The sequence below is a fragment of the endosymbiont of Lamellibrachia barhami genome (assembly GCF_011947365.2).
Taxonomy (GTDB): Bacteria; Pseudomonadota; Gammaproteobacteria; order Chromatiales; family Chromatiaceae; genus QGON01.
This window is the reverse complement of record NZ_JAAVSH020000001.1, coordinates 1,651,545-1,663,486: the sequence shown is the minus strand read 5'-3', so window position 1 is coordinate 1,663,486 and position 11,942 is coordinate 1,651,545. Positions and strand designations below refer to the sequence as shown.

At 55.7% G+C, this 11,942-nt stretch carries 10 protein-coding genes and 2 tRNA genes; all 12 read left to right on the top strand.

Translation table 11 applies throughout. From position 1 onward, the window contains the following. Positions 1-129: 129 nt before the first annotated feature. On the top strand, positions 130-3,768 hold the full coding sequence (locus tag G9Q73_RS07415; protein WP_177419219.1) for a spermine/spermidine synthase domain-containing protein: 3,639 nt from the start codon (positions 130-132) through the stop codon (positions 3,766-3,768). Between the two features lie 70 nt (positions 3,769-3,838). Beyond that, complete coding sequence (locus G9Q73_RS07410) at positions 3,839-4,105, top strand: hypothetical protein (protein ID WP_177419218.1); 267 nt, start codon at positions 3,839-3,841, stop codon at positions 4,103-4,105. Then, on the top strand, positions 4,102-5,082 hold the full coding sequence (gene amrS / locus G9Q73_RS07405) for an AmmeMemoRadiSam system radical SAM enzyme (RefSeq protein WP_177419217.1): 981 nt from the start codon (positions 4,102-4,104) through the stop codon (positions 5,080-5,082). Before G9Q73_RS07410 ends, amrS begins: the two co-directional genes overlap by 4 nt. A gap of 11 nt (positions 5,083-5,093) precedes the next feature. Further along, positions 5,094-5,255 carry a hypothetical protein gene (locus tag G9Q73_RS07400; protein WP_177419216.1) on the top strand — a complete coding sequence of 54 codons (162 nt, stop codon included), beginning with the start codon at positions 5,094-5,096 and terminating at the stop codon, positions 5,253-5,255. 12 nt (positions 5,256-5,267) lie between these two features. Next, positions 5,268-6,818, top strand: a complete 1,551-nt coding sequence (gene amrB, locus G9Q73_RS07395; RefSeq protein WP_177419215.1) for an AmmeMemoRadiSam system protein B — start codon at positions 5,268-5,270, stop codon at positions 6,816-6,818. Between the two features lie 3 nt (positions 6,819-6,821). After that, positions 6,822-7,259 carry an Hsp20 family protein gene (locus tag G9Q73_RS07390; protein WP_177419214.1) on the top strand — a complete coding sequence of 146 codons (438 nt, stop codon included), beginning with the start codon at positions 6,822-6,824 and terminating at the stop codon, positions 7,257-7,259. 106 nt (positions 7,260-7,365) lie between these two features. Beyond that, a tRNA-Gly gene (locus G9Q73_RS07385) sits at positions 7,366-7,441 on the top strand. 85 nt (positions 7,442-7,526) lie between these two features. Beyond that, positions 7,527-7,605 (top strand) — tRNA-Cys (locus G9Q73_RS07380). Positions 7,606-7,654: 49 nt separating this feature from the next. Then, positions 7,655-7,975, top strand: a complete 321-nt coding sequence (locus G9Q73_RS07375) for a tRNA-dihydrouridine synthase (RefSeq protein ID WP_246345104.1) — start codon at positions 7,655-7,657, stop codon at positions 7,973-7,975. A gap of 283 nt (positions 7,976-8,258) precedes the next feature. Next, positions 8,259-10,631: a patatin-like phospholipase family protein gene (locus tag G9Q73_RS07370; protein WP_177419213.1), complete on the top strand. Its 2,373-nt coding sequence runs from the start codon at positions 8,259-8,261 to the stop codon at positions 10,629-10,631. A 74-nt stretch (positions 10,632-10,705) separates the two neighbouring features. Then, entirely contained in the window at positions 10,706-11,158 is a 453-nt protein-coding gene (locus G9Q73_RS07365; protein ID WP_177419212.1) for a Fur family transcriptional regulator, read from the top strand. Between the two features lie 24 nt (positions 11,159-11,182). After that, positions 11,183-11,719: an EamA family transporter gene (locus G9Q73_RS07360; protein ID WP_177419211.1), complete on the top strand. Its 537-nt coding sequence runs from the start codon at positions 11,183-11,185 to the stop codon at positions 11,717-11,719. Positions 11,720-11,942 lie beyond the last annotated feature (223 nt).

The following is an 11,942-nucleotide window of genomic DNA, read 5'->3' as shown; positions in this document are numbered from 1 at the left end:
GCTGGATCGAGCGTAGCGGATCCGGCATAAGCTGATCATTCATGGCGCATTACGCCTGATTCGCTGCGCTTGATCAGGCCTGCGGGTTATTGGTATTTTCTGGTGGTCAATTTCACCTAGACTAGTGGTATGCCAACCAGCCGCAGGATCTTTCTTGCCATCCTGATTCTGGGCGCCTATTCCCAGATCGTGCAGGCTCTTCTGATTAGGGAGGGGCTGGTGGTCTTCTACGGCAACGAAGTGAGTCTGGGTGCTTTCTTCGGCAGCTGGCTCTTCTGGCTGGCACTGGGTTCCCTGCTGGTGGTGCGTTGGCGGGAACGGCCTATGGTGCAGGATCCTCTGCCCTGGATCAGCCGCCTGTTGCTACTGCTACCTTTGGTACTGATCCTGCAGGTGTTGATGTTACGCACCGTGCGTCTGCTGTTGGATGTCTCCGCCAGCGAATTCGTACCACTGGGGGAGCTCTTTCTCTCCCTCTTTCTTATTGTCGCCCCCGGCAGCCTGCTGTTGGGTTTCGCCTTTCCGCTGGCCTGCAAAGCGTTGCGGGATTATGCCGGTGATGGGGGGAATCAGGAAACCGTCAGGGATATCTCCAGGCTCTACATTGCGGATGCACTTGGAGCCCTGCTGGGTGGGGTGCTCTTCACCTTTGTCTTTATACAGTGGCTGGGAATCACCGCTACGCTTGGGGTGACTACCCTGTTGCTGGCGGTCACAGCGCTAAAATTAAAACGAAGCAGCGCCGGATCACGCTGGCCAGCCATCCTGCTGGCAGTTCTCGGTTTAATCATTACTTTACCTGTCGTCAGTCCCTGGCTCGACCGGCAGATGGAGACCCTGCGTTTTTCCACCTTGCAGCCGGGCCTGGAGTTGTTCGATGCGACGGAGACTCGCTATGGGCATTTGGCTATAGCGGGTTTTGGCGGGCAGACGACGCTGGTGAACAACGGCCAGGTGGCAGAGAGTTTTCCCTTGCCGCTCGAGATTCGTCAACAGGCTGCCTATCTCATGTCCCAGGCGGCAGGCGCAAAACGGGTACTGCTGTTCGGCGGATTTGCCAGTGGCCTGGCGGTGGAGCTGCTGCACTACCCGGTTACCCAAATCGACGTGGTGGAAGAGGATGAGCAGGCCTTTCGGAAAGTCATGCCCTACCTGCCGGAGCAGAGCCGCAAGGCACTGGCCGATCCCCGTCTCCAGATTCATTTCATGGATGGTCGACGCTATCTCAACAGCTTACCGGTGGCCGAACACTACAATCTGGTGCTGGTGCTCAATGCGACCCCTTCCAGCGCCTACAGCAACCGCTATTTTACCTCGGAGTTCTATCAGGGCGTGCGGCATCAACTCGCGTCAGACGGGGTGTTTTGCACCCGCGTGAGTGGCGCCTCCAACTATCTCGGGCGCACAGTTCGCAGTTTCAGCGGGTCGGTCTTTCGCACGCTGCGGGAGGTGTTGCCAAATGTAGCGGTCGCACCCGGTGATAATTATCTCTTCTGTGCATCCACCGCTGCCGGACGAGTGACTGAATCGGCGTCGGAGCTGGAATTGCGCTACCTGGATATCCCGCTCGAAGATCATCGGTTCCCGGCGAAAGTTTTCTACACGATCTTGCCGGATGATGAGGTGCGTTTTGTGCGGGATCAGCTGGAGCAGCCCGGCAGTGAACGCAACAGCGATGCACGGCCCGTTACCTACTACCTGAACATGCTGTTGTGGGGGCAGTTCAGCGCCTCTGGCTTTGCCGACTGGATGGAACAGTTGCGTGGTGTGGGAATTTGGGCTTATTTGCTGCCGATGCTGCTGTTTCTTCTGCTCTGGCTGCTGCGCACCTCACTTGAAGGTGGTCAACGCAGCAGCCGTCTGCGCAAGGCATCCACGCTGATCCTCTTCGTGCTCGGACTGGTTGCGATGGCCGCCCAGCTTGCCGTGCTGTTCAGTTACCAGTCCCATATCGGCTTTATGTTTGAGCGGGTGGCCCTGCTCAATGGGCTTTTTATGACCGGTCTGGCGTTAGGGGCAGGGGCGGGCAGTCTGCTGGCTCGTACCGATCGTCCTGCCCTCCGCCTGGGGATCGTACTGATACTGGTGACCATATTTCTGGCTGCGCTGCCCCATCTGTTGAACTGGCTTGGTCAGTTGGCGATTGGCTGGCAGGAGTGGGGCTATCTTCTGATCTCGCTGCTGTTGGGGCTGCTGGCGGGCACAGGATTTCCGTTGGCAGTAAAGATCACCGAGTTGGAGCAGGCGGCGGTGGTGCGTAGCAGTGGCATAACCCAGGCGGCGGATAACCTGGGTGGCGCTGTTGGCGGACTGCTGACCGGGGCGTTGATGGTGCCGCTGCTTGGTATCGAGTGGAGCAGCTACCTGCTGGCGATCTTCACCCTACTGATGCTCCTGCCATTGCTGTTTACTGCAATAGCGCCGCAAAGGATGACGCCACTACAGCTCAGGGGCAGACACGCCTTTCCCTGGCCCAATCTGGGGTGGAGGCTGGTTTTTCTCGTGTTGCTGAGTCTTGCCTGGGCACAGTATCAGCAGGCCATAAAACCTGCGCCTCAACTCCATTTCAGTGATCAATTGCTGGCGACAGTCAGTGAATCGAGCGTGTTTGAACTGAAGGAAATGCCTTTCATCCACTATCTTGGGTCGGTTCCAAAGGGTACTGCCGATATTTTTGCCTTGGCTACAATGGCGGTGGCGCCGGAGGTGTTGGGTTTTGCCGGACCGATCAACCTGTTGCTCTCCGTGGATGCAAAGGGGCGATTGCGGGAGGTGCGTTATATCGATTCCAATGAGACCCCCTCCTATATTTCCGGCATCGATGGTTGGCTTACCGGGCTTGCAGGCATGGACCTCTCGGTTGGGCCGTTATCGCTCTCCCGTGTTGATGCCCTCACCGGAGCGACCATCAGTAGTGAGGCGGCTTTGGCATCGATCAACCAGGCGGCTCGCGTGGCAGGGCAAACCGCGTTCGGTAAAAGTTTTGCCCAAGCCGCATCACAAGAGGAGGCACAACCCGCTTGGTACTCTCCTGAGTTTATGGTGACAGTGGGACTGCTGCTGCTGTTTTTTCCCGTTTATCTTTCAGGCAGTGAAAATGGCAGATTGATCTATCAGTTCGCTGCCTTGATGATTCTTGGGTTTTGGCTCAACAGCCAGGTGACTGAGGTGGATCTGGTCAATCTTGGTTTTGGGCTTTTCTCCTCTATTGCCGATAATCCGCAACACTGGCTGCTGATCGGATTTGCGCTTGTTACGACCCTGCTGTTTGGTCCGGTCTGGTGTGGCTATCTCTGTCCGTTTGGGGCATTGCAGGAGTTTGTCTCCCGAATCGGGCATCGGCTGGGTTTGCGCAGCTATGCCAGCCGCCCGTTGGATTCCCGGCTGCGGTTTTTGAAGTATCTGCTGCTCGGTTTGTTGTTGATTGTGGTATGGGGTAGCGGTGATTCATCCTGGGCACTATTCGATCCGATGCAGTATGTATTCGGTGAGCACTGGCCTGAATGGATGCTGGGAATTCTGCTGCTGGTCTTGCTGGGCGCGCTGTTCCACTACCGTTTTTGGTGCCGTTATCTCTGCCCGCTGGGGGCGTTTTTGGCCTTCGGCAATAAATTTGCCCTGTTGCAGCGACTGGCGCCGGAGCGCCGTTTCAACCATTGTGACCTCGGAGTGCGGGAAACCTTCGATATCGACTGTATCCGTTGCAACCGCTGTCTTACCGGCAGGGATACCCATCTCAAGCTCCGTGGGTTCGGCAAGGAGAGATAGCGGTAATCGGGTAAAACACAGGCCGGAAGTTTCTGTCTAAACTGTTAGAAGGAAGCGGAAAATTTGGGCCATGATCTCCATGTTGCAAGCGATCCGACATTGGCATAGCAGTGATTACAGACTCGTCGGGCTGTTGAGCCTGACGTTGGTCGTGATCGCGCTGTTTCTGGTCGGGCAGCAACAGACGGAGATGACCGGCTCAAGCTGGCGGCGAATCGATATGGAAATCTTCCAGGAAAGGCTGGATAGCGGCAAGTTGAGCGCTCATGAAGCTGAGTGGTTCCACGTCGCCAAACCAGCGGAGTTGCAGCAACGCAAGCCCAGGGGTACGCCATGAGAGAGGTGGTTTGCGAACTCTGTCCGCGCAAGTGTGTGATCCCCGAAGGGGGGGCAGGTGACTGCCGGGTGCGGGTTAATATTGGTGGCAAACTGCTGGCTTCCACCTACGGACGGCCCTCTGCGATGCACGTCGATCCGATGGAGAAGAAACCGCTCTACCATTTTCATCCCGGCTCACCCGTGTTTTCCATTGCGACGGCAGGTTGCAACCTGCACTGCCTCAACTGCCAGAACTGGCAACTCTCCCAAAGTGGCGGGGAGGAGATAGAGAAGATCTTCAACGCTGACCCCGTGGATCTCGTTGCCCTGGCCAGAGATCAGGGCTGCGAAAGCATCGCCTACACCTACTCCGATCCGGTGGTTTTCTACGAATATGTCTATGACAGCAGTATCCTGGCGCATGAGGCCGGGATGCAGAATGTATTCATCACCGCCGGCTATATCAATACCGAGCCTCTGCGCCGTCTCTGCAAAGTGATCGATGCCACTAACACCGATCTGAAGGCATTCGACGACGGTTTCTACCGCAAAACCACCGGGGCAACGCTGCAGCCGGTATTGGATGCCCTGGTGACTTTTCGGGAGGAGGGGGTCTGGCTGGAGGTGACCAATCTGCTTATCCCGACGCTGAATGATGATCTCTCCATGATCCGGCGCATGGCGAAGTGGATCAGAAGTGAGTTGGGGGAGGGTACTCCCCTCCACTTCAGCCGCTTTCATCCCATGTACCGGATGCGCAACCTGCCGCCGACGCCGGGAGAGACCCTGGATCGTGCGCGTCAGGAGGCGATGGATGCGGGGTTGAAATACGTCTATATCGGCAATATCTCAGGACATATGGGCAATTCAACCTACTGTCCGGTCGACGGCACTCTGTTGATCAAGAGAGAGGGTTTCCTGATCAGTGAATACAACCTGACCAGCGACGGTCGCTGCCCGACCTGTAATGAGCCGGTTCCGGGAGTCTGGCAATGAGGATGAGAGAGATGATGAAACGCAACAGGCATTCCCGCAGACGTTTTCTGGGAGTGCTGGGTGGTATGCTCGCAGGAGTGGTGGCCCTCCCCTGGACGGTTGGAAGCGCGCGGGAGAAGAAAATGGCCATGCGTGAGGCGGACTACTACCGGCCCAGGGGATCAGACGAATAGGGGGAGAGAAGAATGAGATTCGGTCAGTTTCGGCTATGGATAATTGCCGCGCTGCTGGTGGCGGGGCTGTTGCTGATATCCCACTCCCTTGCGGGTGAAAAGGTCAGGGAGAGTGTGCTTGCAGGCGCCTGGTATCCGGATAATTCGCTACAGCTGGCCAAGGTTGTGGACGGCTTTCTGGATGACCCTTCCGATGTCCGGCCCAAGGCGAAAAATCCTCTCCGGGCGCTGATCGTTCCCCACGCCGGTTACATGTACAGCGGGCCAACCGCAGCCAAAGCCTTCAGGTTGGTGCGCGGCATGGATTTCACACGGGTTCTGTTGCTGGCGCCCAGCCACTACAGCGCCTTCAAGGGACTCTCTATTGCAGATGTGGCTGCCTATCAGACTCCGCTGGGCACTGTGTCGCTGGATCAGGTTGCAGTGCAGCAGTTGCGCAGATCTCCCCTTGTCAGTGCCCATACAGAGGCACACAAACGGGAACACAGCATCGAAATTGAACTGCCGCTGCTGCAACGCGTGCTGGAACCAGGCTGGAAACTGGTGCCGGTACTGGTGGGGCAGATGGACGATGAGACCTACCCGCAGGCAGCAAAACTGCTGCGGGAGCTGGCGGATGAGCAAACCCTGGTGGTGGTCTCCAGCGACTTCGCACACTATGGCAAACGGTTTGGCTATACGCCGTTTCCGTTGAATGATGAGACGCCTGCAAATATCCAGCAACTGGATGGGGATGCGATTGAACGGATAGTGGAGGGGGATGCAAGGGGGTTTCTCGACTATCAACAGCGCACCGGCATCACCATCTGTGGATTTCGTCCCATTGCACTACTGCTGCACATGCTGCCGGTCTCGGCTGAACTGGAACAGCTGGTCTATGAGACCAGTGGTCAACTGACCGGCGACTATGAAAATTCGGTCAGCTACGTGGTGATTGCAGTGAGTGCCCAGACAGCAATCGCTGACAGCCAGGGTTCAGACGGGAGGCTGAGTCGCGAGCAGCTCAAGATATTACACCGGATTGCCGTGGCCGGAGTCAGGCGTGCGGTACTGGATGACAAGCATGAAGGCGAGCAGTGGTTGCGCAATCTGCCGCCGGAGCTTGAGCGGCCATCCGGGGCATTCGTGACTCTCAAGAAGGATGGTATGTTGCGCGGTTGCATCGGCTATATCCGGCCACGCGACCCACTCTTCCAGGCTGTGTTGAAGAATGGTGGCAATGCAGCGGTACGGGACCGCCGCTTTCCGCCGGTAACGCCGGAAGAGTTGGAAGGGCTTGAGATTGAGGTGAGCGTACTGACGCCTCCGCGTCCCATTGCCCACTACGAAGCGTTCAAAGTGGGTCAACAGGGCATTATTTTAACAAAACAGGGTCGAAGTGCGGTTTTTCTTCCGGAGGTTGCGGTGGAGCAGGGTTGGAATCGGGAGCAGACGCTGACCTATCTGGCGAGAAAGGCGGGATTGCCCGCAGATGCCTGGAAAGATGGGGCAGAGTTTGAAGTGTTTTATAGTGAGAAGTATGCAGCGCCTTATGGCTCCAGCCATGAGACTGCAAAGGAGTAAAAGATGAAACGGTTACTGACAATATTGAGTTTGGCTGTGTTGCTGAGTCTTGCCTTCCTGGTGAATGCCCAGCCGCCCTATGGATATCCGGGATACGTGGGATCACCTTACCAAGCTTCCGGTTTTCGTCATTTTCAACGGTTGAGAATTGAAAAGGGCAGGAGCGAAGCGGGGTATGTGGTAAGGATCCATACTGAAAACATCGATCCCCAAGCGGTTCAGGTGAATGTGAAGGGAAGATTCCTGGTGATCAGTAATGATACCAGCCGGGAGGCAGAACGGAGCAATGAGCAGGGTAGCTACAGTTACAGTCGCAGTTCGAGCAGTTTCAGTCAACGCATTTCGATTCCCAGGGATGCCGATGTGGAGAATATGAAACGGGCTGAAAGTGAGAACCTAGTGACTATTACCCTGCCGGTGCGTGAGGGTTTTCGTTACTGATTTCGTCGCTTGGAGAGGGAGTGGACCTCTGATCCCTCTTTAATTAGGGAAAAAGGGGTTGACAGTAGCACCTGTGTCGTTAAAATACGCCTCGTTCTTATGTGACGCGGGAATAGCTCAGCTGGTAGAGCACAACCTTGCCAAGGTTGGGGTCGCGAGTTCGAATCTCGTTTCCCGCTCCAATATTTTCAAGAGCCTCGGCTAAACCGAGGCTTTTTTGTTTCAAGATTTGCCACCTTAATGGTGGTAGAATCTGAGCCTCTCATAGGCTGAGTGGCAGAGTGGTTATCTGCAGCGGCCTGCAAAGCCGTGGATCGCCGAAGTTCGATTCCGACCTCAGCCTCCATTACTTTTGTAACTTCTGTTGTCTGCTCATCCGCCCGGATGAAGTAAAATTGGTACGCAAGAGACTTGCCTACCACAATCCCTGGATTCTGGCGCAAGCCGATCACCGGCTTTATGGCGATACACGACCTCTGGCCAGCCGTCATCAGGTGTTGGAGAGTCTCCTGCCATTTGTTGAGTTACAGTGCCAAAAAGGTATTCCACTCAAACGCATCACCCGGCACATCCTCGGACTTTTTCACGGCTGTCCCGGCGCTCGTGCCTGGCGCCGCCATCTGAGCGAGCATGCCCATAACCCCGACGCAGGTCCTGAGCTGATTCAGCAGGCGGCGGCTCTGGTTCCGGAAGGGTCCGGCAACGCCGCGTCGTGATCATTCAGACGAAATTGCCGGTTCCGCTACGCTTGAACCGACCTACATTTCTGGGATGTAGGTTATTTCACAACCAAGGACGATTATGATCCCCCACCCATGTAGGCCTGATCAAGCGTAGCGGATCGGGCAAAGAGGTTCGATTCAGCAAAGTCTGAGCCGATACTGGCCTATGTGTTCGATCCGACCCGCATCTTTCTTAATACCTGGTTTTCGCCTAGTCTTGTAAGTGAGGAACAAAACGCCTCCATGCCAACAAAAAACCAATCCAGGGAATGAACAAATGTCTGCAAAATCCACCGAAGAACCCTATCTTCCTTACCGAAATAGTGATGGCTCTTTCTCCGATGAGAAGATCATGCAGGAGGAGTTGGATGAGTACATCAGCAAACGGCGTGAAAATCACGCACAGGCTGAACCCACAGACAAAAACCTGACGGGCCTGGCCCTCTCCGGCGGCGGTATCCGCTCCGCCACCTTCTGTCTTGGCGTGATGCAGGCATTGGCCCGCGAAGGCATCATGAAGCGGTTCGACTATCTCTCCACCGTCTCTGGCGGTGGTTATATCGGTTCATCACTGACCTGGATTCTGCACAGCAAATGGGCAGAGGGGAAACAGCGTAAGGAGGCTTATGACGACTCCAACGCACCCAAAATCCGTTTCGGCGTCTCCGTGGATGACTTCCCCTACGGCACAAAACTGCGTAACCGCGATGCAGACCCGCACAATGGAGCAGACAAAGGCGACAAGGTTGAACTCAGTGGCGACGACTACCGGGGCGCCGCCATCCTGCGCTATCTGCGTCAACACGGTAACTATCTGACACCGGGTGACGGCATCACCTTTCTCTCGCTGATCGGCGTCATCCTGCGGGGCATGTTCATCAGTATTATGGTATTCCTTCCCTGGCTACTGCTGGTCTTCTTTCTACTGGCGGAAAACGGCTGGTTCACAGACAAGGTCTATGGTGACGTTACCGTGTTCACCTTTGGCGGCCTTGCACTGTTCGCCACCTTCCTTGTCCTGTCGATTGTTTACGCCGTTCTGACCCGCTGGTCGAGCAAAACCCATAAGGTGGAAAATTCTTCGTACAAAAGCGCATGGTCGCGGATTACTGTCTGGTACAAGTTGCGCCGGGAGTATGAAAAATGGGTGCCCTACCTGCTAGCCCTCGGTGCTGCACTGCTATTGTTGGGATGGCTGCCTGACTTGACCGAGCTGATTGCCAAACTTCTGCAACCGAATCTGAATAAGGCGGACATAACCATCTACATTGCCAATGATACCAAGGGACCATTGATGGCCCTGCTGAGCACCATTGGCGGCGTACTTGCAGCGATGGCTTCATTTTTCAAATCCGGCAAAGAGGATCAGGGCAAACTCTCCACCGGTCTGCTCGCCTTCATCGCATCCGTGCTGCTCACACTGGGGCTTTTTGTCGGCACCTACTACATGGCGATTCGGGTCGCAGAGAGCAGCAACATCGATGCCGGGTGGTATCTGGCATTGGGGGTAGCGGTCACCAGCTTTATCGGATGGCTTGCCAGCATCAACTATCTCTCCATTCATCGTTACTACCGTGACCGCCTGATGGAGTCCTATCTACCGGATGTCGGCCGCGTTCTGGCCGGCAGTCCGGGACCTTCCCAGGCATCGCCCCTGGCGGATATCGGCGCGCTGAAAGATATGTGTGCGGTGGAAACAGAGGATCCAAAGGACTCCGCTGTCGGTCCCTATCACTTGATCAATGCCAACGTGATCCTGGTGGAGTCCGGCATCAACAAATACCGTGGACGTGGCGGAGACAACTTTCTCCTCTCGCCACGTTTCTGCGGAAGCAACGCCACCGGCTGGCACCGCACCGAAAGCTATATGGGTGGCGATCTGACACTCTCCACCGCGATGGCCATCTCCGGGGCGGCTGCCAATCCGAATACCGGCGTCGGCGGCGAGGGCCCGACCCGTCAGCCCCTGCTGTCACGACTGATGGTGTTTCTGAATCTCGGCCTGGGTGTCTGGGTGAGCAATCCAGACCCTCAATGCCGCAGATGGGCCAAGGTGGCTAATTTCCTCTCTCCTGGAAGCTGGCCACTGCTGCCATGGAAGAAACTGACGGAAAAAGAATCTTTTCTGCAACTGAGCGACGGCGGCCACTTCGAAAACCTCGGCATCTATGAATTGATCCGGCGGCATCTGAAACTGATCGTTGTCTGCGATGCCGGCGCCGACCCCGATTTTCAGTTCGGCGATCTTGCCAATGCCATCGAGAAGGTCCGTACCGACTTTGGTGTGTGCATTGAATTCGAAGAGGGCCTGAGTCCGTTGATTCCATCGACGCACAATGAGTGTAACCACAAAGACCCTAAACAGATCCCATACGCCGACGCCGGTTATGTCCGTGCGACAATCAAGTATCCGGGGGCAAAAAGCAGCGCTGAGTACGGCACGCTGATCCTGATAAAAACGACCTACGTCCGCAATTTGCCAGAAGACCTTCTCGGATATAAAAAAGCCCATCCGGCCTTCCCCGATGAATCCACGGCCGACCAGTTCTTCGATGAGAAACAGTTCGAAGCCTATCGTGTGCTGGGATTTCATCTGGGTCGACAGATGGTGACCGACAACAGGGATCTGCTGAAGAGACCCACTGGGTAACATCCGTCCCTGAAACGAGTATGGATGTTTCCGGTTTTCGCTTTTCCTGATGAGAATGATTTATAATTGTCTCCATGATTGAGAAAGCGTATAGATCCACGCCTCCAACAACCTTCTCCGCAGATGTGGAGCAGCGACTGCGGGCGCATGGGATCAACCCGACGCAGCAGCGTCTGACGATTGCCGGAAAGCTCTTTGCCAAACACCAGCATGTGACCGCTGACCAGATCCATGAAAGCGTGAAGCCGGGACAGAGCTACGTCTCCAAGGCAACTGTCTACAACACACTGGGCCTGTTTGTTGAAAAGGGGCTGTTGCGGGAGATCTTTGTCGATTCATCCCGCACCTTCTACGACTCCAATATCCAACCCCACCACCACTTCTACAATGTGGACACCGGTGATCTGATCGATATCAAAGAGCACCTGAATCCCTTCTTTGTGGAGAGCGATCTTCCTCAAGGCACCCTCCTTGAGGATGTGGATATCGTCATTCGGGTGCGCGAAAAGACCGCCGCATCCTATTAATCAGTAGTGCACTGACCAGCCACAATGGACTGGTTTCCTCTGACCCTCTTCTGTGCCTTCAGTCTCGCCGCCGCAGATACCCTGACCAAAGCAAAACTCTCCGACTATTCGGCACGGGAACTGGCCTTCGTGCGCCTGACACTGGCCGGACTGCTGGTATCGCCTCTGCTGTTGAGCCAACCTTTTCCCGCACTGCCCTGGGTCTTCTGGGGCTGGGTCGCCGCCATCGTGCCGCTGGAGATCCTGGCGATGCTGCTCTATATTCGGGCGATCCGGGATTATCCTCTGTCACAAACCCTGCCATATCTGGCCTTTACCCCTGTGTTTGTCACCCTGGTCGGCTATCTGCTGTTGGGGGAGTCGGTCAGCGGTGACGGCTTCATCGGCATCCTGCTGGTGGTGGCAGGGGCCTGGCTGCTGAATTTCGATCAGGCTGAATTGCGGGAGTGGCGCACCTGGGGCAACCCGCTGACCCATATTTTTCGCAACCCCGGCCCCCTTACCATGCTGAGTGTTGCCTTTCTCTATAGCTTTACCGCAGTGGGAGATCGAGTAGGGTGAGGCGTCACCGCCTCATCCCTCTCACAGAACCGTACGTACGGACCACGTATACGGCTCCTGTAAACAATTATCTCAGATAACTGAGACAGAAATACCTGTCTGAGTACTGGCCATATCCACCAACTTCAACTCCTCATGAAGCCAGCGGTTTGGCATGGCAAAGCTGGCTAAGGGACTGACTGCATTACGCCAACTATGCATCCGGATAAACTTAAACGGTGGC